The sequence below is a fragment of the Arthrobacter sp. K41 genome, from assembly GCF_059089645.1.
In genome coordinates this window covers 63,375-88,135 of record NZ_JBNHEW010000002.1, presented here as the reverse complement: position 1 = coordinate 88,135, position 24,761 = coordinate 63,375, and the positions used below count along the sequence as shown (strand labels likewise).

Genomic DNA, 24,761 nt, shown 5'->3' with positions numbered 1-24,761 from the left:
CGCGTTAACTGCTGTGTCGCGGCCGCTGGAGTCCGGCGGCGGAGCCCCGTAGCATCCGAGGATGGAGCCTGGAGAAACAGAAGACCGCGACCGGTTCGGCAGGCGGCTGGAGGACCGGGGAGCCTGGCGGCAGGCCACCACCCTCGCGGCCGCGGGCGAACTGACCGCGCGCTGGCTCGAAGGGCGCAGTGAATTTCAGCCAGCCACCTTCACGGCCAGCTTCGACGCCGAGACCGCGACGATCGCCGTCGCGCTTGCGGAACTGAACCGGAACGGCCTGTTCACCAAGGAATCGCAACCTGGACTCCGTTCCGCCGGCCCTGCCCAGCGCCAGTACGTGACGGGTTTCTGCAGTGCGGAGGTGGCCGCCCAACTTCTGGCCCTCTCCACCCGGTCAGAACTCGTCACCGTGGTCCACTCCCCCGGCGAGTCCAGCAACGCCGCCATCCCCGTGACGGTGGATGGCGGCGAGGTGGTGACAGTCCTTGGGTCCAGCGAGAACCCCGTCACGGAGGAACAGATTCAGGACTGGGCCGACGAAACCAACGAAACCCTGGCGCTGCTGCTGGCCGATTCCTGGTACGTCGAGATCCTGGACCCGTTCTGGGGCCGGGATGACGTGCTGCTGCCCGCCGTCCTCGGCGCCCTGAACGGCTCGTAGCTACAGTTCGACGGTGCCGCTTTCGCCCACGCTCATCCGGCTGTGGGTGACCTTGGACTTGACCCACTGCAAGACCGTCGCGGCTGTGCCGCCCGGGCTGGTCCAGTACTCGGCGGAGTCGGAATCGATGCGCAGCAGGCATACCTCAGGGGTGTCGGGACCGTCCGGGAACCATGCTTCAACCGCCTGGTTCCACAGCTCGCGGATCTTTTCCCGGTCCGTAACCACCTCGGCGGTCCCTGCCACCGACACCCATTCGGTGTTTTTTCCGAAGGAGACGTTCACACGCGGGTCAGCCCGGACGTGGGCAACTTGTGAAGTGCCAAGGCCCGTGAAGAACCACATGTCGCCGTCGTCCTTGACATCCTGGACGGCCAGCGGGCGGCTGACGAGCGCGCCTTCTTCGTTGACGGTGGTCAGCATTCCGATGTGGGAATCGTTAATGATGTCCGTGACCTTGCTGATGCTCTCGGCGTCAGTCATATTTCACCTCGTTCGTCTGCGTGCGGGGACGCTCCCCAATGCAATCCAGCCTAATAGTAAGCATGCTTAGAATCCACCCCGCCGGACTTTTCCTGCGTCCCACAGCGCTTAGGCGGGCACACCTACCCTGGCTGCTTCGAGGATGCGGAAAGCCGTGTGTCGGCCCATCCGAATGGCACCGTCGACGTGCTGGTAGCCTTCGGCGGCCAGGTCGGAGGAGGACCAGTAGATAGGACCCACCGGGGCATGCTGGTCTTTGCCGTAGCGGTGGAGTCCGCCGAGGTCGTAGCTGGCGGCGTAGGCTCCGCGGGTCCACTCCTCCGAGCCCCAGTCCGACTCGTAGTAGACCACAGGTTCCAGGGCTTCTGCACCGAGGAACCCGGCGATTGACTTCAGGACGGCGCTCTTGCGTTCCTCGGCGCCGAGCTCGAAGACAGCGTCGGCCTTTTCGTCCGAAATGAAGCCCACCAGGGTGCCGCGGGTGTCGCCGTAGTTGGTGTTGTCGTAGACCTCCTGGACAAGGGACCCGGCGCCGAAGCAGGTGCCGGACAGCCCGGAGTTCCGCCAGAACGGGCGGCTGTAGACCGCGTGGACCTTGATGACCAGGCCAAGTGACTGGTGCTGGTGCATCTGGTGCTGGCGGCGCGGCAGCGGCGGGTTGAACGACACACGCGAATAGAGGTTGGGCGGCACGGCCATAATCACAAAGCGGGCGTTGACGGTGGCCCTATCGGAGATGACGCTGACGCGGTGCCCGCCGTCGGCGTCAGGTTCCCAGTTGATGGTGCGCACCGGGGAGTTGAGGACGACGTCGTCAGCCAGTTCCTGCCCGAGCAGCAGGGAGATCTGCTGCATGCCGCCCACTACCCGGCGGTCGAGGATGAAGTCCTCGTCCGTGAGGTGGGTAAAGGAACCGGCGGAGGCGGCCATTAGCACTGCCTGCAGGGCGGAGAACGCGTGGGCGGGCTTGGTGAGCATGCCGCCGGCGATGAACAGGCCGATGTTGTTGCAGGCTTCTTCGTTGGCGGAGTGCTGCCGGAGCCAGTGATGGAAGGAGATGGTGTCCAGTTCCCGTGCCTTGGGGTGGGCCCAGGGTTCGGTGGGGCCGATTTCTGCGGCAAGTCCGTCCAGCAGTGCGGTGAGCTTGTCCATTTCGGCTTGAGTCTCCGCGTCCACCGGGAATGAGTCGCCGGAGTAACGGACGGGGACGCCGTCGTTGCCGATATACATCGAATCGCCTTGGCGGTACCTCGGGTAGGTCTTCAGGCCCAGTTCCTGGAGGAGGTCCAGGAGAACGGTCTGGTCCGGGGAAACCCACTGGCCGCCAAGCTCCAGCATGGCGCCGTCCACGGTGTCGGTCCAGGTCCGGCCGCCGACGCGGCCCCTTGCTTCGAGGACGGCGACGGTCAGTCCCGCCCTTTTTAGTTCCCGGGCTGCGGTGAGTCCGGAAGGCCCGGCTCCGACGACAACGACGTCGCGGTTCAGGTTCAGCATGATGTCCTCTCTGCGCTCCCTTCCGTATCGGGAGCTAATAAATGAACGGCATTCATTTACTAGAACTATAGCTTCTGGGGGCCGGGACCGGAAGTGTCGGGTGGAATAATGCTGGAGACCACCAGAGAAAGGCCAAGAATGCCGGCAGTACCAGCCGTACAGGGACGCGCCGCCGGAAAAGCCGGCGCAAAAAGGCGTGCGGGGCGGCCCTCGGCAGCGCTGCTGGATAAGGCGGGCATCACCGCGGCCGCACTGGAGCTGATCAACCGTAAGGGCTATGACGGACTGACCATGGCGGGCCTGGCCAAGGAACTCGATGTGGCGCCGTCGGCCCTCTACAACCATGTAGCCTCGAAACGGGACGTCCTGCTCTTGGTGGAGGACCACCTCACCTCCCTGGTGGACGTTTCCGATTTTGGCGCCGCGCCGTGGGAGGACGCCGTCCGGCGCTGGGCATGGAGCTACCGCAATGTCTTCGCTGAACACACCCCATTGATTCCGGTAATCGCCGTCCTTCCGGTGACAGACGCGCCGCAGACACTGGCAATGTACGAGACCGTGAGCAAAGGCTTCCTCGACGCCGGGTTCCCCGAGTCCCGGATCGTCTCGTCCATCGTGGCGCTTGAGTCCTTCATCTTCGGTTCCGCGTATGACGTCACGGCGCCGGAGGACATCTTTGACTCGGGGTCGATGGCGGAGTCAACTCCGAACTTCACAGCGGCGGTGCGGAGTGCTTCCGGGGGCCCACGTTCGGCGGACGTGGCGTTCGAACTGGGACTGGAAGCGCTGATCTCCGGACTGGGCGCGCTGCGGGGGTGATTCGAATGGATACGCCCTCTCCCGGTAATTTCCAAGGTTGAGGGCTATCACTGGCAGCGTCCAGGCGCAACGGCGAAGCTGTCCACGTTTATCAGTCAGGCTACTTTTGGTCACCATTGACTTCTGCTAATGACTCCTCTAAATTCGCTGATTACAGCATCTGTATATATGGCATAAATGCAGAAGCTCCGTCTTAGATGGGGTTGAACAGTGAATGAGCTGAACAGCAATACCTGCATGATTCTTGGCGGCGACGGATATCTGGGCTGGACGCTTGGACTGGCCATGGCGAGCCGTACCGGCCGGCACGTTGTCTTGGTGGATAACCTCATAAAACGCCGTTGGGAAAAAGAAGCGGGGGCCAAGGTCCTAGTGCCCCTCAAAAGCCCCCAGGCCCGGATCGCCGAGTATGAGCGGATTTTCGATAAACGGAACCTGTCGTTTGAGAAGGTCGAACTTCTGGATTCCGACGCTGTAGAGAACGTGATTGCCAAGTATCGGCCGGCCGTTGTCATCAACGCGGCCCAACAGCCCTCCGCGCCCTTCTCCATGAGTAGCGCCAAGAATGCCGCCGCTACATTTTCGAACAATATAGTCGGCCACCTCAACGTGATTTGGGCAATAGCGCACGTCAGTAAAGCCACCAAGTACATTAAACTGGGTTCCGGCGGTTGCTACATGGCAACTGACACCGACTATGTCCCCCTTGGTAAGCAGGACTTTACCTTTGAGCATGAGGGCAAGCAGCACAAGGTCCTGCAGGGCTTCATTCCGATGCAGGCAACGGACTTCTACCACCAGTCAAAAATTGCCGACCTGTTGATTGATGACCTCTGCTCCCAGATGTGGGACCTGAAGGTCATCACCGTCCAGCAAGCGACAATTTTTGGGGCGACGATTCCGGAAAATCACCCGAAGGAGTCCAGTGGCCTGGCGGCCCGGTTCAACTACGATGCCGTTTTCGGCACTGTCTTCAACCGATTCGTCTGCCAGATGGCCATAGGCCACCCTCTCACGGTCTATGGCGACGGCAGCCAGAAAACCGGTCTGATCAGCCTGGCTGATACAACCGAGAAGTTCCTCGAATTGGCCGATCTCGACGTTAGTCCCGGCGAGCACACTATTGTGCATAATTACACGCACCGCCTCAGCATTGAGGAAATTGCGCGAAAGCTTGCAGATATCGATCCATTAACCAAGATCGATTACTTGGTTAACCCCCGTCAGGAGCCCGCCGGCAAGCGTAAAACCCAGGTGGAATTGCATGAGGTCATTAAGGCCGCTCAAACCAACAAGGAAGCGCGGCTGCAGGCGGAAATGACAAACATGCTCGAGTTCACGCGCCGCTACAAGGACAACATCGATAGGTCCATCATTCTGCCTGAGGTTCAGTGGTCGGCAACGGAGACAAATACCCACTAGCCGGAGTCGCGTTCAGAGGGCGTTTCAGGTGTACCTGGCGGGCGGAATTGGTTTTATTGCGGCTTCTCCAGCCCTAACGGCAACCGTTGAGGAATTCACGGGTACTCCGGGCAAGGACTCCGACGTCCTCGAGCGTCGACTCATGGATGAATGACAACCGGGCCACGTCCTGAACGGCTTTGACGTAGATGCCGCGATTCATCAGGAACTTGAATAAGGAGTCCGGATCAGGGGTGGGTATCGAGACAATGTTGCTCTGGCGCGTGCCATGGTCGATGAAATCAATCATGTTCTCGTGAAGAATAGCTTTGATCCCCATAAGAATCTCAAGGTTTTTCTGCTCGATGCAGTCCATGCCAACGGTATTGATCTCCCGGAGCGCCGCGTGGAGCGCCGCTAATCCCGTGATGTTCTGCGTACCGTCCTGAAAGCGGGCCGCCGTATTTTTCAGCACATACGAATCCTCATCGAAATGCTCGGTGCTGCGGATGCCCACCTTGCCGTCCCGCAGGGCGGGCATGAGGCTCCTGTTGACGTACATGAAGCCGATGCCCATGCCGGCGCGCAGATACTTTTGGCCGCCGCACACCACTATGTCCACTGGCGTCGTGGCTAAATCCAACGTACGCGCACCGATGTGCTGGACAGCGTCGATGACCAGGAAGATGCCCATTTCACGGCACACTCCTGACAGCAACGTCAGGTCCGGCATAAACCCGTCGTACCGTTGGGCCGAGGACATGCTTATGGCCTTGGTCTGCGGGCCGATGCTTTCGAGCAACCGCAGAAAGGCCCCTTCACTGTCGCAGCCGGTTATGACCTTGACCGTGACGCCGTCTTGCCGCTTGCGCAGCCAGGGAAGAAGGTTGGCAGGATATTCGTTTCCGAGCACCAACACCTCGTCCCCCCGCATCAGGGGGAGCGCCTCGCTCGCCATAATGATGCCCTCGCTCGTATTTTTCAAATACGTGATTTCATCGGGCACGCAGTTGAGTAGGCGGGCAGCTTCAGTAGCCACGTCGTCTGCCAGTGAGTCGTAACGGTAAAGCACCTCCGGCGGCCCGTACTGGTAAAAATCGGCCATGCAAGTGCGCGCGGCTTCGTAAGCGGTCCGGCTCATCGGCGCGACGGTCGCATAATTGAAGATGATTTTTTCGGACAGGGGCGTCATCTCGCTGCGGACCGGGACCTGGAGCGCGTCCACCTCTACTACCGGCGGCGTGATGGCGTGGGCTGTAGTGTACGGCATGACTGCCTCCCGGACTGGCACTTTGGCGAAAATGCGATAAGTGGCGCCAAACTACCAATTCCTCACGGGCACCGTCACGAGTAGTGGGTACTCGAAAACTTGCCACTGCAGGACGCAGTTTTACGTGCTACTCGAAACCAATGCGGGCTGCAAAACAGCGGCAGCATCCACGAACGGTGTCCTGGGTCGCCCTGCCTGCCCCAACTTTCCATAAGGTATCCCCCGACCGCTGGTGTTGATGAATTTCTGCACCCCCGGATCAGGCATTCGACAAGGTTTTTGCAACCTGGGATTCCAGCGTTTCTCCAACTCGGGTTCATAAGAGTGGTTGTTACCTCGCAGGCGTCCGATCTGCGGCTGAACTATTTCGGGGCCTGAGCGCTCCGCTTAGGAAAGGGACTCGAATGAGCTTTCTAAGGCACGTTTCTCCCGGTACGCCTGGTAACTCGTCCTCACGCAGACGTATCACGGGCTTGCTTGCAGGAACCACCACGCTGGCACTGGTGGGAGTTGGTACGTCCGCTGTAATGGCGGCGAACCCTCCCGTTGGCCCCGGCAACATTGAAATTTTTACCAAGCGCGACATGGTCGCCATAGAGGGATACGCTGCCCAGGCGGGACAGGACGCAACCATCCGCGTAACCCGGGGCGGAACCCTCATCGGGGTCGCACGCGGCGTGGTCGATGCCACGGGCTTCCTTGAGGTCAATCACCCGGGAGGTTCCTGCTGGGATGTGGTCACCCCCAACATCACCGGAGGTGACGAGGTCACCGTGGAGTTTGAGGACGGCAGCAGCGACGGAGCGCTGGCAGGCACGGCCGTTATCACCTCAGTTGATGCTGTCGACGGCACGCACACTCCGGACACCGCCGGTGACGTCGAGGGCAAAATTGTGGTCAAGGGCAAATACGGCGCAGACGTCGACATCGCCCGCATGGCCGTGGAAATCGTCAACCCTGACATGAGGGACATGGGCATTGGCGAGCGGGCAATTGGCTGGCCGGACGATGGGGTACCTGCCGGCTACAGGGTCGAAGGTAACGCGGCGAACGGCGAGTTCACCGTGACGTATGGGTTCTTCTCGGCAGCCGAGCGGGACGAAGCTCTTGCCGGTGACCCGTCCGTGGCCAGCTGGCAGGCAGAACCGGTTGGTGTTGAAGCCCAGCTAGGCCTGACCATCTCCGAGTTCAAGGAAATTGACGGCCCGGGCTTCGGCGGATGCCCCGCGGGGCCCTCCGGGCAGGCACCCAACCAGCCAACTGAGGCGTTCGCCAGCACGGCAGGAAAGAACAGCGTCACCGCCACCTGGTCACCCGCCACTGTTCCCGCGGACGCTCCGGCCATCACCGGCTACGAGGTAATCGCCGAGGACACGGTTCTGGGCCAGGAAGTAAGCATCAAGGTCGGAGCCGAAGCAACAAGCGCAACCATCCGCGGCCTGGTGGACGGCCAGGCGTACCCGGTCAAAGTAGTTGCATTGAACGGACAGGCAAGCATCCCTGCGGGGGCCGGCACGGTTACCGTGACGTCCGCTGAGCTGCCTCCCCAGGCCACCGCACCCACAGCTCCGGGCAGCGTGGCCGTAAAAGACGGTTCCCTGCTTGGTTCAGCGGATGTCACCTGGACTGCGGCCGCTGCCAACGGTGCGGCTGTAACCGGGTACACCGTTGAGGCGCTGTCCGGAGGTGTGGCAGTCGCTGCGGCTGAGGCAGGAAGCGGCGCCACTTCAGCCAGGCTCGAAGGGCTGACCCCTGGAGCGGAGTACAGCTTCATCGTCACTGCTAACAGCAGTGCGGGTAAAACCACAGCCGAACCGGTGGTCTTCTCCGTCAAGGCAGGGGCACTGACTGCCCCGGCCGCCCCGAACGTCGTGCGGGTGACCACGGGCAACGGCAGCGCGACTGTGGAATGGCAGGGTGCAGCCGCAGGCAATACGCCGGTGACCGGTTACGTCCTGACGGCCACTCCGGCTGGAGGAACACCGGTTGAGGTAAAGACAGACGCGGCAGCGCGCAGCGCAGTGCTGAACGGGCTGGCCAATGGCACCACGTACACCCTCAAGCTGGTCGCTGCCAGCGCAGCAGGCGATAGCGCTCCGGCAACCTTCGGGACCGGCGCTTCGGCCACCGTCACTCCCGCGGACCAGCTCACTGCCACGGCTGAGTTCCGCGCTGACAAGCGGGAATGGCGCGTTGCCGGAAGCGCCAGCATCACCACCGGCAATACGATCACGGCCACCAACGCCAGCGGTGTGGTGATCGGCACTGCAACGGTCGCCGCGGACGGCACCTGGACCATCCGCGGCCGTAACTCGAACGCGGGATTTACGTCGACCGTCAAGGTGACGTCTTCCGCGGGCGGATCCGTCACGGGATCCGCCAGTTCAAGGTAGGCGACTCCGCCAAGTAGGACCGCATTGTTAAACTGCTCCCCGAAAGCCGGACTGAAATTCAGTTCAGGCTTACGGGGAGCAGTTCCATGTTAGAAGGCCGCCCGGCCGGCTCGCCAAAATCAGCGAATCCCGGCCGAACCTGGCTGCCGCAGCGTCTGCCGGCGGCTCTGTTACGAGCGGGTGTGGAGGTAGTGCAGGATCGCACGGGCTGTTTCCTCCGGCGCGCTGACATGCGGACAGTGCCCGGTGGCCTGAAGTTGCACTAGGGTGCTGTGTTCCAGGTTCTGGTGCAGGTAAGCGCCCACTTCCGGCGGGGCAAGCCGATCATTGGAGCACTGCAGAATCAGGGAGCGGGTGTGTAAATTTTTCAGTTCAGGGCGGGTGTCGGAAAAGAACGTTACTCCGGCGAAGTGCCGTGCGATGGCCGGATTCGTCCGGCAGAAGCTCACGCGCAGGTCCTCCGCAAATTCCGGTTCCTTCGGGTTGCCCATAACCAGGGGCGCCAAGGCAGCTGCCCAGGCGAAATAGTTGCTGTCCAGAGATGCCAGCAGGCCCTCGATGTCTTCCCGCGAAAACCCGCCGATGTAGCCGTCGTATGGGTCATCCGTGTGACGGGGTGAAGGAGCAAGGAGGACCAGATGGGAGAAACGGTTGGGTTCCTGCACCGCGGCGATGACGGCGATCATCGTACTGACACTGTGGCCCACCAGGATGACGTCCTCAAGGTCAAGCGCGGCGCAAATCTCCAGCAGGTCCGACGCGTACCCATTCAGGGAACCGTACTTCTCCCAGTCGTAGGCGCTGATGTCGGAGTGTCCTGCACCAACATGATCAAAAAGCACCAGCCGGTAATCATCAACGAAATAGGGCAGCAGCTTCCGCCACATGGCCTGGTCACAGCCGAAACCGTGGGCAAACATCATCACAGGCCCATCATCCCGGCCGAGTATGGTGACATTGTTTCGGCCGATTACCGCAGCAGCTGCTTCGATCACGTTCTCCCTGACCCTCGCGTACGGTGGCGTCCTGTTCCAGACTATCGACGGGAAATCGAGAATCCTAGGGCTCCTTCCACTATGACCTCTAAGGTGGGTCGATTCAGACCGTTGCGTCCGGCATGGATTCTGCGACTCCTGCAGCAGGAACCATGATGGGGATCAGGATGTTGTTGCTCGCCTTGGGCGATCTACTTCTGCGACCCACATTCACCTTGTCAGGCGGCAGCAACGAAAACACCAATGGCTTCCTGCGCATGTACTTCCCGAGAAGCACCGACCTGTCCTTCCACGGACCCGAAATCTTCGGGAATGTCGCCGCAACGCGACCGCCGGCCACTCAAACGACACGGACACGGCTACCGAACGCCCACAGAAGTCCTCGCCGAGCTAATCTCGACCCCAACAAAACAAACCGGTGTCGCAGACACCACCCGAATCCGCTCACCCTTCGAGACGCGAAGCAAGATTAGATCCTCACTGGCCCAGCCGTAGGGCGTAACCATCGTGGATGTGAAAAAGCCGGCGACCCCCGACTGGATCGTGAACCCAGATGACGTCGCCGTCCGATGTACGGGCATCGACTTTGCCAACGTACTCTGTGCGTCCATTACCAACTACCTGCACAGTGTCTCCGACCTGTACAGCGTCCCAACCGGAGCCTTTTTTGGAACTCATCTTCGAAGTCACAATTCTCCTACGTAATTTCTGGCTCAGGAATAAGCGCTGCATCGATCTAATCGGAACGAGGATGGCGGTTCAACGGATAAACCCACTTGTCCAAGACCTTGAAGCTGTGCATCTGTACAGCCCACAGGGGTAAGTGATCGGGATTAAGTTCCAACCTGCGCGCCGAGAAGTGGGTGGCTGCACTTAGAGAGCACGAAGTGCTTAGCGGACGTAGCTGGCGTCCATAGCAGGCCTTCAGCAGCGCTTATGCACCAGGAGACCAGCATCACCAAGTCTTACGCTCAGCTGAGGATTCCATCACTATTCATAAGGACTTCGCGTGCCCCGGTTGCAATCCTCTCTACAGCAAAGGTCCCGTACTTCGCGTGTGTTAGCTTGATCACCGTTCTTTCCGGCCCGCGGTCGGAAAGCCTAAATCGACCGCAGCTACCTTTTCGGAGGCACCATGGGACCTAGCTCCCACACGCAAACCAATGAACTCATCATTGCTCCCGGCACCCCTGAAACCTTCCTGCGCTCCGGTTCAAGGCCGCTACTAAGCTCGGGACTCACTGCACAGGCAGCCACCGGGAATGTTTCGGCTATCCTGATCGACCCCGCAGCCACAGATGCCTGCACCGGTCGGGCCGTGGGCTGCGCCTGGAACCCGAGCACGTTCGCACCACTTCCCGCTGGTGGTGTTGCATGACGCCAATGAGCGGAACATCCACAGAAATCAGATCCCATGAAGTGACACAACACGGATTGCCCGTTGCGACAGGGGCCGCTGGAAGCTCCGGTGAAGCAGCGAACGAACTAAAGCGCGGGCTGAGCAGCCGTCACCTGCAGATGATAGCGATAGGCGGCGCAATTGGAACCGGACTGTTCGTAGCCTCGGGTGGCACCATTTCCCAGGCGGGTCCTGGCGGAGCGTTGGCCGCCTACGCGCTGGTCGGGTTGATGGTTTTCCTGTTGATGCAGTCACTGGGCGAGATGTCGGCCAAAATTCCGGTCGCTGGATCCTTCCAGTCCTTTGCCACCCGTTTTGTCTCACCCTCCTTTGGGTTCGCGATCGGTTGGAACTACTGGTTCAACTGGGCCATTACAGTGGCTGCCGAGCTGGTCGCAGCCGGAATCATCATGGACTTCTGGTTCCCCGGGGTCCCTGGATGGGTGTGGGCCGGGATCTTCCTGCTTGTATTGACCGGGCTCAATGCCCTCTCCGCGAAGTCGTTTGGCGAGTCAGAGTTCTGGCTCTCACTTATCAAGGTCACTGCAGTGGTGCTCTTCCTGATCGCCGGCGTGCTAATGATCTTCGGCATCCTCGGAGATAATTCCCCGGGACTGAGCAACTGGGAAAACCGCGATGACGTGTTCCACGGGGGTTGGCTCTCGATCATCTCGGTCTTCATGATTGCCGGATTCTCCTTCCAAGGCACCGAGCTCGTGGGTGTGGCTGCAGGCGAAGCCAAGGACCCACGCCGCGAAGTGCCGAAGGCTATCCGCACTGTCTTTTGGCGCATCATGCTCTTCTACATCGGCGCCATCTTCATCATCGGATGCCTGATCCCATTCAACGATCCCAGCCTGCTGGCCTCCGGCGAGGCCGACATCGCAGGATCACCATTTACCCTGGTCTTCTCCCGGGCAGGGATTGCCTTCGCTGCGGCCTTGATGAACGCGGTGATACTCACCGCCATCCTCTCCGCAGGCAACTCCGGACTCTATGCCTCCACCCGGATGCTGTACGCCATGGCCCACGACGGCATGGCCCCCAGGATCTTCGGCCGCACCAATGCCCGTGGCGTGCCAATCCCGGCGTTGCTGGCTACCGCATGCGTGGGACTTCTCGGGTTCCTCTCCGCAATCATCGGTCAGGGCGCGGCCTACTCCTGGCTACTCAACATGTCAGGCCTGTGCGGTTTCATCGTGTGGGCGGGAATCGCCATCTCCCACTACCGCTTCAGGCGCGGCTTCCTGGCCCAGGGAAACAAAGTCAGCGACCTGCCGTACAAAGCATCCCTATTTCCCATCGGGCCACTGTTGGCATTCACCCTGTTGATCCTGGTCATTGCAGGACAAAACTACGAAGCAGTGCTCGCCGGAAGGGGCATGGAGGTGCTTTCCTCTTACATCGGGGTGCCAGTCTTCATCGTCCTATGGCTAACTCACCGCTACATCACCAAATCCAGAGTAGTGCAACTGCTCCACATGGATTTGACGGCACCCGAGGACCTCGAGGTCGAAGCTACCGCCGGCACACGATGACGACGCTGCCGCGGGTACCTCACTACTCCAAGGCGCCAACACAATAAGGCACATTGCAGAGACAGATACTCCCAACCGGCCCGGACACTGCCTGACAGCGTCCGGGCCGGTTCTTCACATGACTAGCGCGAACGGGATGGGCCAGCAACAATACCGCAGCTGAAGAGCCGCGAGCCGTGCAGGCCTAAGAATGGCCAGGCCGCTCATCTGCCAGAAACTACCGGGATTCCCCGCAGTGACTTCTGCATCCGCGCTTCCACGCCGATAATGGATATTCCGTCAACCTGCCTCGGGCGGACAGCCCCGGACCTGCTGATCACGTGGCCGGAGCTGGCGGCGAACACTGACCTGTCCATAGCTGGGGTCAATTCGGGTTATCCACGGCTGGAAGCAGGAGCCGTTGGGGTAGCTCCCTGGCAGCAGTAGCGGTGGATAACCTATGAAAATTGTCCCCGGCTGTGGGCGGGCGCACCGGACTTCTCGGCAAACCGTGGGTTAATTCCGGTTGCCCGGAGGACCAGGCAAGGAAGCGTATGTCAGTTTTGGGTGTGCCCAATTCTGACGCAGCGAAACGGGTGCAAGGTGGCAGCAGTGTCAATAGCGACTGCGCCGCTGGCGGAGAACGTTGATACTGCCAGCAGGACCACCCGCACTTTAGCTGACTTCCGCTCTGCTAAAAAAGTTTCCTAACAGGCCAAGCTCCGCGTCTGCTTCACGGGCTGTCGAAACTGACCCTGCGTGTTCCTCGATGGCCTCTGGTCGTAACTGTTAGAGCTGCTGGCGGGTTAGAGCCAGTATGCTTGCGGCTGTGGCGGCGGCGCCGCCATGTTGGACGATGTGGGGTTTGCCCGGTATTTCCAGGAAGCGCCCGTCGGGGGCGGTAGCTGTCAGTTTTTCGCACCAGAGCCTTGGCGCTACGGGATCACGTGATCCGCGGATGACCAGGGTGGGTTGGTTTGCCAGGGCCAGTCGGGCGTTGAGGTCGTAGGTCATCATGACGGGGAGTTCGGTGAGGTACCAGCGCGGGCCGGAGCGGGCGTAGTCGGTGAAGACTGTGGCGTTGCCGGCGGGGCTTTCGAGCAGCGAGTCAAGACCCAGGGACAGGCTTTGCTGGAAGACTGTTCGCCGGGTTGGTTCCACCACAGGTCCCAGGAGCACGAGGTGCGAGACCAGATCGGGGCGTTGAACTGCCAGTTCGGTCGCGATCTGGGTACCCATCGAGTGCCCGATCACCACCACGCGGGAGGCGCCCATTTTTTCCAGTGTCGCCGCGGTGTGGGCTGCGTAGTCGGCAATCGAAAGCTGCCGGGCCGGTGTCGGTGTTCCGCCGAAGCCGGGCAGGTCGATGGCATGGGCTTTCCCGTGCCTGGCCAGAAGGGCCTGGAGCCGCCGGTAGTAGCGGTGGGACATGCCGATGCCGTGCAGCAGCACAAAGACGTGGCCCGTGGAATCCAGCGGGCCAGCCAGGGTGTGCACGTGGGAGGTCAAGGAGCTGGTGGTGACAATCCTGGGCGTGAGGCGCGGGCCCTTCCCGGGCATGAGCAGACGGTAACGCGTTGTTTCAGTGTCTGGTTGTTGGTCGATTGCGGCGTGCACCGGGTGTCCTATTCCTAAAGGGGTGGTTCAATCGGTTCTTTAGCCCAAGGTGGCGAGGGCAGCCGGGGCCGATTCGATGATGACCCGTGTGTGCGCTTCAACGGATTTCACTTCTCCGTCGATTTGATACGGGATGGGTTTAAGGGTGGTGAAGGCGTAGCTGCTGACGCTGGGCTGGTCTCCCAGGCCTTGGGTGGCAGCGCGCAGTGCCGTCAGCAGGATCCGGAACTTTGACCTGTGGGGGAAGATCACGACTTCGAATTTGCCGTCCGATATCTGGTCATCGGCTTCACTGAGAGTGGCGTACTTCGCCATCTCGGCGATGTTGGCGAAGACAAGGCTGTCGAACTTCCGGCGCTTGCCCTCCGTCGGGCGGATTTCGAACGGCTTGAACTTGGAAAAGGTGCGCATGACGGAGAACATTTCCTTCAACGCGCCCTTGCTGCCCTTTTCCAGATCGATCGCCATGACCGGGGTGAGGCCGAAGCCGATGTAGGAGTGGGCGTACTCAGCGGGCGCGTCTGCTGTTGCGCCCTTGCTGATACGCAGGAGGTCAATATTTCGCACCGCACCTGCGGCGATGGCGTGCTCCAGGGGCTGCGTAGCAATGATGCGGCTGTGGTCGTTGGCGTTGCCCGCAGCCAAGACGGCGCATACCGCGTGCGGGTTGCCGGCTTGCATCACGCCGTTGACAACTTCGTTATAGCCCCCGTCCCCGCTGACCGAAACGACCAGCACGTCCCGGCCGGCGCGGGCAGCGGCCCTTGCCAACTCGACGGCGTGGCCGGCATGAGCTGTGGGTTGAAGTTTGATGTCCGCAGCATAGGGGAGAAGCTCTCCGAGCTCTATCCGCAGTTGCTCGGCGAGTGCAGGTGCGTCGCCGGTGCTGTTGGGGTTGAAAATGATTACGATCGATTCGAAGGTCCGTGCAGGGGTCATGATGCGCTCCGCGGTTATTATGCGCTGTTGGTTGATGAGTGGCGCCCCCCGCGCCTGGTCCAGTCCTGATTTGGCTTCGGCTGTGTGGTGCCTAGCTGTTTCCGGTGTGGACGAGGCTGTCGGGATCCTGCTGTAGGGCGGGTGCGTCGGCGAGGCCGCGTGGGGTGAGGTCGAGGTCCTCGACGGCGGCGGGGGTATCTGGCCCGTCAGCGGGAGTGGCTTCGGGTGCAGTGGCGTCCGGGACGCTGTCCCGGTAGCTGGCATAGATCCCGGGGGATGTATCGTCGTCTCGTTTGGTCAGCATGGGGTTAGACGACAGCCCGGTAGCTGTTCAGGATGTAGTCCGCTGCCGCTGGGCCCGTCATGCGCAGGCACTGCCCGGGACTGACTCGGTGCTTCATCGCGGCCCAGAAGGTGTGCTCCGGCCGGGGGGAGTGGCGGGAGACGTGGCACCAGCTGGTGTATAGGCCGTAGAAGGAGTCTCCGTCAAGAGTGGATGTGGAATCCTGGTCGCGGTAGGTGGCTTCCTGGAGGAACTGGTCGAACTGTGAATGCGCCATGAACGGCTCTTTTCAAACACGGTGCAAAATTTTCCGCCGTTCGGCTACAGCGGCCTCAAACCCGGTGCCCTTGCACGGGACACCAAGCGGTATTGCCCAAAGTATCGGGTCCTTCACCCCAGGCAGGCCAAACAAAAAAGGTAAGACAGGACAGTCCTGGCGCAACACCGTTGTGGTGCCGCGCCAGGATCAGTCAGTTCCCGGCCCGGGGGCCGGAAGAGCGCCTGTTTAGGCGTGGTTGTTGCTGACCCGATTGCCGGCCTTCGCCAGGCCGCGGGCCACCATCAGGCCGACCGTGAGGAAGGTGATGTACTGCATTGCGTCATTGGCATTGAACACGTCAACACCGTTTTCGCTGGCGTCGTCCCCAACAACTGTGGCCGTGATAATAGTGGCTATGACCGCCGCAACGTAGACAGCGAACTCAAGGGTCCGGGTCGAAATCTTGATGTCGTTAGCGTTGCGGACAGTGCTGGAGTGCTCGTTCTGGGTGTGCGTAGTCAATGGTTCTCCTGAGACGGTGATGTGAGCGGCCGTGGCGGCCATGCAAACCGTGATCCCTTTACTGAAACCATGTCGACAACTTCTCTACAATGTAGACTTTACATGTAGACTGCTTAATAAGCAAGCTTAGGTATCGTCCCGACGGGTGGACCTGACTCCACAAACAGGACGGATACGACATGGCCTCCCCCAAAGAATCGAATAATCCGGCAGGTGTCCGCAAAGTGCGCCTGAGCAGGGAACTCGTGCTCTCCACGGCGCTGACGCTTGTGGACAAAGATGGCCTGGAAGCATTGTCGATGCGTCGCTTGGGCCAGGAGCTGCAATGCGATCCCATGAGCCTTTACCGCTACGCGGCCAACCGGGCAGCCCTGCTGGACGGGGTCTCCGAAATGGTTTTTGACGAACTGGCCATCTTTCCCGATGACCCGGACTGGCAGGCCCAGTTGCGCAAGATCGCCCATGATCTCCGGCTCCTGGCCCTGCGGCACCCCAACGTGGTGCCGTTGCTGGTCACCCGGCCCCTTTCCACACCCCTTGGCCTGCGGCCCTTGGGGACGTTGCGGCCACTGGAGCAGATTCTGGCGCTGCTGATAGAGGCCGGCTTCACCCCGGCAACAGCCCTTCACGTCTACCGCGCCTACTACGGGTTCCTCTACGGGCACATCCTGAACGAACTGCAGGAATACATCGTGGATCCGGACGAAAGCGAAGCCATCCTCCGCCTTGGCCTGCACCGCCTGCCGGCCAAAGACTTTCCCCACCTCCGCGCACTGGGCCCGGTCCTGGCCGAGTACGACGGCGCCGCAGAACTCGACCAAGGACTCAGCGTCCTGCTCTCCGGACTCAGCAACCAGCTGACCACCCACCATTCCTGAGCCAAGGCGGTACCAGGTTCAGGGTGTCCCGCATTATCCGGCCCGGCCGGTCCAAGGTTCTGGTAACAGTGTGCGGCCACATTTCCCCAAAGAACCAGAGGTGAGGGAATGGCCTCAAGTGACCAAGTCTTGGGCAGGCGCATCGTGGGATAAGTCCTCAATTGCCCAGGCAAGAATCCTCAGCTCGAACGGGTCTCGTTCCGTGGGGCCGCGCAGGTAGGCATCGAACTCGAAGATGTCTGCAGATCCACCGTGGGCCCAGTACTTTAACCACAGATCCTTCACTCAGCCCGGGTCCTTTTGCCAATGTTCGTGCCACGCCTCGTGGATCTTCCGTCGGATACCTCCTTCACCATTGGGTTGCCGCTCACGGCGCTCCTACACTGTGCGCGTCAACCTTGGCACGACACACCTAGCTAGCCAGAGCTGTCCAGAGTGAGTGCCCCCAATCTGCGATCAGAACGCATGAGAAAGCCGCTTCCCCGCCCTTTCACAGGCACTCCCCCGGCGTTTTACAAACGCCTGTGAGGATTGGGGTGGCTGGTCTGGGATTGGCTGGCAGAGTAAGTGCAGGCCGTTCCACCCTGGCGGTCGTGACTCACTAAACGCTTGGCCCCGGCTCTTTCTGGGTGTCCTGTTATCGACATGTCCGTCTGCTGGGTGGGGCGGCCGGCACCTGCCCGGCCCACCTCGGTGACTTGATCAGAAGATTGTCCGCTCCGCACGGGGCGTGGCTCGTCACAGTGGACGGCATTCGATCCAGAAACCATCGCATACGTAGCCAAGCGGAAGGCAGAAGCTCTAACCAAGAAGGAGATCCGTCGGTGCGTGAAACGCTACCTCGCCCGACGGATCTACCGCACGCTCAATGCCAACTGCCATAAGCCATCGCTACGTTGACAACCATAGAAGAGTCGATAACGCCTATTTTGTAAAGCTACGATCCGAGCGCAGCCTCGAGCTTCGCTCGTTTATGCTAAGGCTTTTAGCATGAGGGTTACCACAAAACGACACGATCGCCGGGCTGCCTGCGGAGTTAGAAATCTAGGCTTTCCGATTTCGTCGGTAATTACCCCGGCTGGGCGGGTTGAGGAGGAGTCTGAAGCCGTGCCGGTCCAGCGGTGAGGCCGTCGCTGAGAGCAGTACGACGGCGGTACCGGCCTCCCGGTCCAGCCCTACCCATGAGCGGAAACCCCCGGTAGCGCCGTTGTGCCAAGTGACCGTCCGACCTTTGACGTCAAGGCTGATCCAAGCGATGCCTATTCGTGCGGCAGGGCCGGCAAATTGTACCACCGGGTCCAGAGCTGCGCTCCCTGGCGCGTTCCCCTGCAGAAGTGCCAGGGCTAAGATGCCCATGTCCTGAATGCTGGCGCGCCAGCCTCCAGCCGGAGCCAGGGCTTCTCCAGTCCATGGCTCCATGGTGCGTCCGGCCCGGCTCTTGCCCGGCAGTGCCGTCTGCCGGAGTTCGTCAGGGAAAGAAGGCGCATACAGTGAATGCAGCCCCAGGGGCCCGGCGATCCGCTGGGTCATGAGGTCCCGGTACGTTGTTCGGGCTCCAGCGGCGATGGCGTGGCCGAGTAGTTCGAAGCCGAGATTTGAGTAGCGGGGCTTGGGGGACAGTAACCGCGTTTGCCGGGCCTGGGCTAGCAGTTCCTCAAGCGTCTCGCCGTACGGGTTGGTCCCGCGGCGCCATAGGGCTACCGACTGACGGAAGGTGGCCTGGGATGAGGGCAGACGCGGTAATCCGGAAGCGTGCCGGGTTATGGATTCCAGCGAAACCATGGCCGGTTCGGAGCCCTCAAGGGGCAGCAGGTCGCCTAGAGTGGTTCCGCCGTCGAGCTCCCCACGTTGGAGGGCATCGGCATAGAGGAGCCCGGTGATGCCCTTCGAGACCGACCCGATTTCGTAGTCCGCTTCCAGCGGGGCGCCTACGCTTGCCGTTGCCAGCACACCGTCCTGCACTAAAGCAACAGCAGACGCGCCCGTCCGCGGCCAGGATTTGGAGCGCCTCAGACTCCACCCCAAAGCCTCCCGGGCTGCCTCGTCGCCATAAAAACGAGCATCGTGTCGATTGTTCAGCGCCTCGCTTTTACGGTCCCCACCCATGTTGACCAGTATGACAGGCCAGGTCGGTCGCCTCTGCAGCTTCAGGACTCGGCGCTGCAGCAGTGTCCCTGGCGCAGGTAGGTATTGCCGCAACGCAGAATGCCAGCACCAGAACAGGCCGCCAGAGCCTCACCTTGTTCCATGCCATCAACTATGCCGGCAGCATCAAAATTGTCCTGCTCGCCGTCTTCGTTATCACAGCCACACTTCAGCCTTCAACTCCACCCGCCCAACTGCACAATAGCTCCGGGTTCTCGCGCTCCTGCGGGGGACAGCCCCTTTCCAAGCACTCCCCCGCCCGTTTTAAAGAGCCGATAACCGATGTTAAGTAAAGCTGTTGTTCAAGGCAACCAACAGTTGACTTTTACATCCGCGATTAACGCTCTTTAAGCAGACCCGTCCTCGGGCTGCTTAACTTCTTTTCCTTGACGATAGGCACCACGAAGACGTCAACGTCTCGCGTAGCCAGGGCACGGTCCTGCCGTCCAAGATTCACTTGAGTGGCGACAGGCCTGAAGAGGATTGCTCCGTGGATCAGCTGCTCGCGCTGGCTCGGGCGAAGCTTCTACGGGTACGACTTTTGCGCTGGCTGGGCAGTTGTGACTTCGAATCGGGCAGAAATCCCTCGAACTGACGGCAGGAGACAGCCCTTTACAGGCACTCCCCCGGCGTTTTTCAAACGCCGATAATTATGTTATGTCAAGTAACACGGCTGATGTAAGAATACTAATACTTAGAAGAGGCTGACCTTCTCGGTACCAGCATCCGAAGAGATGGCATAGTCAGCACCACGCCGCCGCTTGCCGTCTTCGTCACTGCCGGCCGTCCTGGCCGTTGTCGTCGTGATCGTCATTATCACCGACGACGACGACGTCGGCGGGCGCAGCCGCTGAGGCTCGGGGTGCTTAAATCGGATCTTTTCTACGACAGATATTGCTAACTGTCGTAGAAAGGATCCATGCAGCGAAGCCGGGCGGCACCGAAGACTTTGGCCAGAGCGAAGGACAGGTTCCAGGCAGCCGCCGGGCGACCATGTCCTGGTCGAACATCAGAGCGGATCCTGTCGGGACGAGTCGGGCCGGTCGGGACGTTCCTGTCCCAGCTCCAGGAGATTGATGTCCACTACGCCGGAAGTGCCCGGCTTCGGGGAGCCGCGCAGCTTGCGCAGCTGCTTCGCGCGGTATTCGTCTCGGGCCAGTATGAATGCGTAGAAGGTGAAGCCCCCGGTCAGAGCCGTGAGGAACAGCGCACCCCAGAACGGACCTTCGCCCTGTCCCAGCGGGGCCAGCAAGATCAGCACCGAAAGGGCAGTCAAGAATGCGGCAACAACTGCGAGAATTCCCATGCCCCACCAGGTGCTGATCTGAACCTGGCCACGTCCGGGAGTAAACCCGATCTCATCTGCGGGGTAGCTGTGCAGCTCGCCGATGCTGGTCTTGCGTAGAGCGCGCTTCTCTCCGGCTGCTACGGCACTCTTGTGCTCGGCGTACACGGCATCGTTTCGCCGCTCACGCTCACGGTCGTAAACCATAGTGGGTCCTATCTATAAAACGGATCTGGGCAAGCAGGGCAGCGTCGTCCAGTCCCTTGTTTCGGAAAATCCCGATCCTCAGCATGTTCCTAGGCTGCCGTGAGGACGTGGACGAATGATTACCTGCGTTTCCTCGGTGCCGTCGTAGCGGAAATTGTAGTTCACATCCAAGCTCGTGTCCGTGCCCGAGGGCTAGTACAGCTAGTGGTCACTGCTTGAACCTGGATCCATTTGAATGTCGCTGATCTAACCTTCCGCGGCTTCGGCGTCGATGCCGTAGCGCTGCACGCCGTCCCGGATGCGCTGAAGTCAGACCTCGTGCGGAAGGCGGCCTTCTGCACGGTCCCGGAGCTCATATCCAGTCGTGCGGTCTTGCTCGCTCGGATCTGCTCCGCGCCGGCGGCGTCGAAGGTGGAGAAAGCGCCAGACGACAGCGTCTTAGTCTCCGTTCCGGCTGAGGAGCAGGGCCAAGGCCAGCAACCCCGCAGCTCATCCGCGGCTGTACTGTTTCTGGCGCCGGCGTTCCGGCGCTGCCATGATGTTCATTCGATCCCCGTCGGGCGGTGCCCTGTGTTTTGTGCTGGATGGTTTTAGAGCCGGAGCGTGACGCCCTCGGCAGTGCAGGTGCCTGCACTGGCGAAGACGGCGTCCCGGACGGCGTCCTTGGATACCTGCTCAGGCTGGCCCCCGTTTTCGGCCGCCGCCGAGTGATTCATAGCCAGAACGCTCAGCGCCGCGAACAGACCGTTCAGATCTCCTGGGACGGTGGTTTTTGCGTCCTGCGCCTTCAGGTAGATGTCCTCATAGGCGTTCGGATCGGCGCCGGGAAGGGCTTTGTACTCTGCGTAGAGCGCGTTGTAGGTCTCGCAGGCCTCTTTTGCGCTGCCTGCCGCAACTGCTGTTGATGATTCTGACGGTGATGCCTGCGTGGTGATGGCTGTCTCCGCAGGTATGGAGCTGGGGCCGTTGGGTTCTATAGCAGTTGAGCTGCATGCCGTCAGGCCCGCGACTGCTGCGATGGCCGCTGCGGCGAGGATTCTCTTCACGTTGGGGCTCCTGAAGTATCTCGTAAGGGGGTTTTTGGCTCAGCCCAGCGGGAAGATCCCGATGAACCAGAACGCGGCAGGGGTATGTCTTCAAAATCCCCACGATCAAGGTGCAAGTCAGCCCTCAACGCCGAGAAGCCCCTTCCGGCATTTCCTTACGGAGCCTCACGGAATACGGGAAGTACTCCAGGGGCATCTGGATACGCGGATCCGGGTGCTTCAGAAACCATTCGTAGGCGCGGTCATCGTCGGCCTCCCACCACGGCTTCGGGAGGCCCTTGAGTTTTCGGGCCTTGCGCCCCCGCCATTCTTCCGTGATGTTGAAGTATCCCTGGACGACTGCAAGGCCAAGGAGAAGCCCGAAGAACACCATGACCAGCCCCATGATCGGCATCTTGAAGATCGCGAGGATCCCGAGGAGCAGGCAGAACAGCGAGACCGGCGCCACCAGAACCGTCAAGAGAAGGCTGGAGTAGAAGGAACGGATCAAGTTATGGTCGCCGCCGCCCGAACTGGCACCGAGACCCCATTCTTCCTTGGTGTAAGCATGAACAGTTTTACCGCCCGCAGCATACCCGTAGTAGTACGGGCGGTTGATGAACCGCTGGTACTTCTCGTCGTTCTTCTTCTCCCCCATGGCATCAACTTTATCGGGTGGCATGGTCCCGCCAGCTGCTGAACCGCAGAGGCATCATCAAGTTGAAAGTAACTATGCTTCCCACTAGTTTGAGTCAGCTTCTCTAGCCAGCGCCCGGTTCACGGCGGTTATGTCTAGGAAGGCGCGGGGTCAAAAGGCGCATCGGAACCGCTTGTGTCGGCCACCCAGGCTGCGTGCCCGGCGCCGTCAGAATGCGACGGTTGGCAAGATGTCCATGATCTCTTCGTAGCCTGTGAATCCTCTGGAGTCTTGCTACGGTCTGTCGTTGCTGCCGGCCTCCTGCCGACAGTTCACCTTTTTATCCTAAGCACGCCGCGCTGCAGGACGGCGATTAGTTACCGGTCACCCCGGCTTGATTGTCCCTCCTGCGCCAAAAGCTGAACGGTCACGAAACATTCAATCTGACGCCTCTGTCAACAAGCGTTGACGCGCTCCATCCCGTCAACGCTTGTTGACGGGATGGAGGTGGATCGCATGAAATAATTGGTTGCGTCCATGGACGGCAAAGGTCCGGCTGAAGCGTTGCAGGCCGTTGCTGAGCTGCAGAAGGAAGTCGGGCGCAATGAAGCTTCCCTGGTGAGGAGGGCCCGGCAGGCGGGGCTTTCCTGGGAAGCCATAGCACTGTGTCTGGGCGTGAGCAAGCAGGCTGTCCATCGTAAGTACCGGAAAGCGATAAGCGCTGCCCCGCAGTTCCCTAGCCAATTCTAGTATCAGATGGCCTGCCCCTTGCCTAGGTTCAATTCTCGACGTCTGACCAGCGCTGTGGCAGCGGCGCTGTTGGTCTTTGGCTGGTCAAGACAGCGACCTCCTGTCAGGGTCAGCTTCGTGGCGCAGGTTTATCCTTTCCTGTTAGGTGGGGGTTCGTGCAGGCCGAAGGTTGAGCCTTGATCGTCCTTGCAGAGTTTGAACCGCCCGTATTCGGCGGCGTTCGTGTCGCCGAGGTCGGTGTCGTCAACGGGTCCGCCGAGGTCACGGACCCGCGCCAGGGCGGCGTCCAGATCGTCCACCTTGAAGAACAGGTAGGGGGAGGCGTCGGAGTCACCTCCGTGGATGCCTCCTGGAATCCCGGCGGTGCTGATCGAGTAGCCGTCTTCTCCCGGTCCGGGCACCAGTTCCCAGTCAAAGAGTGTCCCGTAGAAGCGCCTGCCACGGGCGGCGTCCTGAACGCCAATCTCGAAGAACACTGGTTCACCGGACATCGGTCGTTACCTCTCCTGTTGCATGGTGCACCACACCCTAACCCGTTGCCACCGCACCATCAATGGGGCGGCAGAACACTGCCGCCCCCCAAAGGGTGAGCACGCAGTGTGGAGTTGGCCCGAGTAGCGTTGCCGCGGCGACGGCCTCACCGGACGCCTCGACCGGTGCCGCCGGCGTCGAGTAGCCGTAGGATGCGGGCAGGCATCTTGGGTATTTCACTGCTATCGAGGGAGCTGTCCGTGGCCGGATCAGCGTCTGATCTGCACTACCTCGGGCACGCCCGCAGGATGGAGGGCGGGCAATGACGGCGACCGAATCCGGCCCGCGGGAGGCCCTTGCTCAGCGGGTCCGTGAGCTTCTGGCCGGGTATCGAAATGTGCGTGAGGTGCGTATGTTCGGTGGGTTGTCCTTCATGGTGGAAGACCGGATGACGCTCTCCGCCGGCCGTCACGGTGACCTGCTCGTGCGCACCAATCCCGCCGAGTATGACGAGCTGCTCCGGCGTCGCGGGACGCCAGCGTACATGGGCAAGGACCGTCCGATGGGTCCCGGGTGGATCAGTGTCCCCCAGGACCAGATCCGCGGGCCTGCCGCCCTGGCGTACTGGGTGAAGGTCGAAATCGACGCACGCAGTGCGCCCGGCTGAGGGATGGACCCGGGTCAGTGCGCCTTTGACAGGGTCTCCGCCAGTGAGCGTTCCAGCAGCTCGCGCAGCACGCTGCGGTCCACGCCGGTCAAGCGCGTAAGGTAGAGGCAGGCTTGGCTGGCGCGGTGCGGGCCGAGCCGTTCCATCAGGTCGGGCCAGCGCTTTGAGAAATCGTTAGCCAGGTAGACCGTATGTTTTGCAGGTCCCGGCGCGAACGCGAGCACCGGAGCGCGGCCGCGGTGGCCGCTTTCGTAGCGGTACTCATACTCGCCAAGGCCAATAATCCGGCCTGCCCACACCACAGGCTGCTCGCCGCTAATCCCGGCCAGGAGTGCGAGCAGTTCCTCTGCCTCGGCCCGGCGGGGACCCGTGGCCCGGTCAAGTACTTCCTCAACCGGCTGACCGGACGGTGACATTGCCGGCGGCTTCGCTGCCATAGATCCCCCTCGCTTAGGTACTGAGACTGCCTAGGGCCACAGTAATGCCCGGGGCGGTTTCGGTGGCAACCCGCATATCAGCGTGCAACGCTATCGGCCCGCCGAGGGCTGTGGCCTCTCATTCATGGTCGTACCGCCCCGTCATCGCTCGTGTTTTCGGTCCAGGTTTCAGCAAGTCGGGAATTCAGGGCAATACGTCTTGGACAT

The 24,761-nt window shown here is 61.0% G+C and carries 23 protein-coding genes and 2 pseudogenes; 10 read left to right on the top strand and 15 right to left on the bottom strand.

What is annotated here, in order from left to right; all coding sequences use genetic code 11:
- Positions 1–61: 61 nt before the first annotated feature.
- Positions 62–661: a DUF6919 domain-containing protein gene (locus tag AC5RTE_RS04670; RefSeq protein WP_494040239.1), complete on the top strand. Its 600-nt coding sequence runs from the start codon at positions 62–64 to the stop codon at positions 659–661.
- On the opposite strand, the gene AC5RTE_RS04665 is transcribed toward AC5RTE_RS04670, so the two are convergent.
- Positions 662–1,144, bottom strand: a complete 483-nt coding sequence (locus tag AC5RTE_RS04665) for a pyridoxamine 5'-phosphate oxidase family protein (protein ID WP_494040238.1) — start codon at positions 1,142–1,144, stop codon at positions 662–664.
- A gap of 108 nt (positions 1,145–1,252) precedes the next feature.
- Entirely contained in the window at positions 1,253–2,638 is a 1,386-nt protein-coding gene (locus tag AC5RTE_RS04660) for a flavin monoamine oxidase family protein (protein WP_494040237.1), read from the bottom strand.
- Between the two features lie 138 nt (positions 2,639–2,776).
- On the opposite strand from AC5RTE_RS04660, the gene AC5RTE_RS04655 reads away from it, so the two are divergent.
- Positions 2,777–3,457 (top strand): TetR/AcrR family transcriptional regulator, encoded by a 681-nt coding sequence (locus AC5RTE_RS04655; protein ID WP_494040236.1) that lies wholly within the window; start codon positions 2,777–2,779, stop codon positions 3,455–3,457.
- A 210-nt stretch (positions 3,458–3,667) separates the two neighbouring features.
- Positions 3,668–4,879: an NAD-dependent epimerase/dehydratase family protein gene (locus AC5RTE_RS04650; protein WP_494040235.1), complete on the top strand. Its 1,212-nt coding sequence runs from the start codon at positions 3,668–3,670 to the stop codon at positions 4,877–4,879.
- 73 nt (positions 4,880–4,952) lie between these two features.
- On the opposite strand, the gene AC5RTE_RS04645 is transcribed toward AC5RTE_RS04650, so the two are convergent.
- On the bottom strand, positions 4,953–6,128 hold the full coding sequence (locus AC5RTE_RS04645; protein WP_494040234.1) for an aminotransferase class V-fold PLP-dependent enzyme: 1,176 nt from the start codon (positions 6,126–6,128) through the stop codon (positions 4,953–4,955).
- 473 nt (positions 6,129–6,601) lie between these two features.
- Here AC5RTE_RS04645 and AC5RTE_RS04640 point away from each other — a divergent pair, with 473 nt between their 5' ends.
- A complete protein-coding gene (locus tag AC5RTE_RS04640) occupies positions 6,602–8,521 on the top strand; it encodes a fibronectin type III domain-containing protein (protein WP_494040233.1) in 1,920 nt (639 codons plus the stop codon).
- Between the two features lie 170 nt (positions 8,522–8,691).
- Here the strand turns inward: AC5RTE_RS04640 and AC5RTE_RS04635 are convergent, their stop codons facing one another.
- Positions 8,692–9,516, bottom strand: coding sequence for an alpha/beta fold hydrolase (locus AC5RTE_RS04635; RefSeq protein WP_494040232.1), 825 nt, complete (start codon positions 9,514–9,516; stop codon positions 8,692–8,694).
- 186 nt (positions 9,517–9,702) lie between these two features.
- Here AC5RTE_RS04635 and AC5RTE_RS04630 point away from each other — a divergent pair.
- Together AC5RTE_RS04630 and AC5RTE_RS04625 are read left to right on the top strand one after the other, a co-directional pair.
- Positions 9,703–9,807 (top strand): annotated as a pseudogene (locus AC5RTE_RS04630) (IS30 family transposase); the annotation flags it as partial.
- Positions 9,808–11,034: 1,227 nt separating this feature from the next.
- Complete coding sequence (locus AC5RTE_RS04625) at positions 11,035–12,453, top strand: amino acid permease (protein WP_494040231.1); 1,419 nt, start codon at positions 11,035–11,037, stop codon at positions 12,451–12,453.
- Positions 12,454–13,221: 768 nt separating this feature from the next.
- On the opposite strand, the gene AC5RTE_RS04620 is transcribed toward AC5RTE_RS04625, so the two are convergent.
- The 5 genes from AC5RTE_RS04620 to AC5RTE_RS04600 all read right to left on the bottom strand — a co-directional run bounded on the left by AC5RTE_RS04620 (position 13,222) and on the right by AC5RTE_RS04600 (position 16,052).
- The gene (locus AC5RTE_RS04620) at positions 13,222–13,992 is read right to left on the bottom strand and encodes an alpha/beta fold hydrolase (RefSeq protein WP_494040230.1); all 771 of its coding nucleotides are present in this window, start codon (positions 13,990–13,992) and stop codon (positions 13,222–13,224) included.
- A 96-nt stretch (positions 13,993–14,088) separates the two neighbouring features.
- Entirely contained in the window at positions 14,089–14,988 is a 900-nt protein-coding gene (locus AC5RTE_RS04615) for a diacylglycerol/lipid kinase family protein (RefSeq protein WP_494040229.1), read from the bottom strand.
- Positions 14,989–15,079: 91 nt separating this feature from the next.
- On the bottom strand, positions 15,080–15,292 hold the full coding sequence (locus tag AC5RTE_RS04610) for a hypothetical protein (protein WP_494040228.1): 213 nt from the start codon (positions 15,290–15,292) through the stop codon (positions 15,080–15,082).
- 4 nt (positions 15,293–15,296) lie between these two features.
- Positions 15,297–15,548 (bottom strand): hypothetical protein, encoded by a 252-nt coding sequence (locus tag AC5RTE_RS04605; RefSeq protein ID WP_494040227.1) that lies wholly within the window; start codon positions 15,546–15,548, stop codon positions 15,297–15,299.
- Positions 15,549–15,776: 228 nt separating this feature from the next.
- The gene (locus tag AC5RTE_RS04600; RefSeq protein WP_494040226.1) at positions 15,777–16,052 is read right to left on the bottom strand and encodes a hypothetical protein; all 276 of its coding nucleotides are present in this window, start codon (positions 16,050–16,052) and stop codon (positions 15,777–15,779) included.
- A gap of 179 nt (positions 16,053–16,231) precedes the next feature.
- Here AC5RTE_RS04600 and AC5RTE_RS04595 point away from each other — a divergent pair, with 179 nt between their 5' ends.
- Both AC5RTE_RS04595 and AC5RTE_RS04590 read left to right on the top strand, forming a co-directional pair.
- A complete protein-coding gene (locus tag AC5RTE_RS04595; protein ID WP_494040225.1) occupies positions 16,232–16,930 on the top strand; it encodes a TetR/AcrR family transcriptional regulator C-terminal domain-containing protein in 699 nt (232 codons plus the stop codon).
- A gap of 756 nt (positions 16,931–17,686) precedes the next feature.
- Positions 17,687–17,830, top strand: a pseudogene (locus AC5RTE_RS04590) (IS110 family transposase); the annotation flags it as partial.
- A 144-nt stretch (positions 17,831–17,974) separates the two neighbouring features.
- Here the strand turns inward: AC5RTE_RS04590 and AC5RTE_RS04585 are convergent.
- The 4 genes from AC5RTE_RS04585 to AC5RTE_RS04570 form a co-directional block, all read right to left on the bottom strand.
- Positions 17,975–19,036 carry a serine hydrolase domain-containing protein gene (locus AC5RTE_RS04585; protein WP_494040224.1) on the bottom strand — a complete coding sequence of 354 codons (1,062 nt, stop codon included), beginning with the start codon at positions 19,034–19,036 and terminating at the stop codon, positions 17,975–17,977.
- A gap of 1,048 nt (positions 19,037–20,084) precedes the next feature.
- The gene (locus tag AC5RTE_RS04580) at positions 20,085–20,567 is read right to left on the bottom strand and encodes a hypothetical protein (RefSeq protein WP_494040223.1); all 483 of its coding nucleotides are present in this window, start codon (positions 20,565–20,567) and stop codon (positions 20,085–20,087) included.
- A 590-nt stretch (positions 20,568–21,157) separates the two neighbouring features.
- A complete protein-coding gene (locus AC5RTE_RS04575) occupies positions 21,158–21,613 on the bottom strand; it encodes a hypothetical protein (protein WP_494040222.1) in 456 nt (151 codons plus the stop codon).
- Between the two features lie 124 nt (positions 21,614–21,737).
- Entirely contained in the window at positions 21,738–22,274 is a 537-nt protein-coding gene (locus tag AC5RTE_RS04570; protein WP_494040221.1) for a hypothetical protein, read from the bottom strand.
- Positions 22,275–22,766: 492 nt separating this feature from the next.
- On the opposite strand from AC5RTE_RS04570, the gene AC5RTE_RS04565 reads away from it, so the two are divergent.
- Positions 22,767–22,979 (top strand): AsnC family protein, encoded by a 213-nt coding sequence (locus AC5RTE_RS04565; protein ID WP_494040220.1) that lies wholly within the window; start codon positions 22,767–22,769, stop codon positions 22,977–22,979.
- A 128-nt stretch (positions 22,980–23,107) separates the two neighbouring features.
- Here the strand turns inward: AC5RTE_RS04565 and AC5RTE_RS04560 are convergent, their stop codons facing one another.
- On the bottom strand, positions 23,108–23,470 hold the full coding sequence (locus tag AC5RTE_RS04560; RefSeq protein WP_494040219.1) for a VOC family protein: 363 nt from the start codon (positions 23,468–23,470) through the stop codon (positions 23,108–23,110).
- A gap of 302 nt (positions 23,471–23,772) precedes the next feature.
- On the opposite strand from AC5RTE_RS04560, the gene AC5RTE_RS04555 reads away from it, so the two are divergent.
- On the top strand, positions 23,773–24,117 hold the full coding sequence (locus tag AC5RTE_RS04555; protein WP_494040218.1) for a TfoX/Sxy family protein: 345 nt from the start codon (positions 23,773–23,775) through the stop codon (positions 24,115–24,117).
- Positions 24,118–24,131: 14 nt separating this feature from the next.
- Here AC5RTE_RS04555 and AC5RTE_RS04550 read toward each other — a convergent pair whose 3' ends face one another.
- On the bottom strand, positions 24,132–24,554 hold the full coding sequence (locus AC5RTE_RS04550) for a DUF1801 domain-containing protein (RefSeq protein ID WP_494040217.1): 423 nt from the start codon (positions 24,552–24,554) through the stop codon (positions 24,132–24,134).
- Positions 24,555–24,761: the final 207 nt, after the last annotated feature.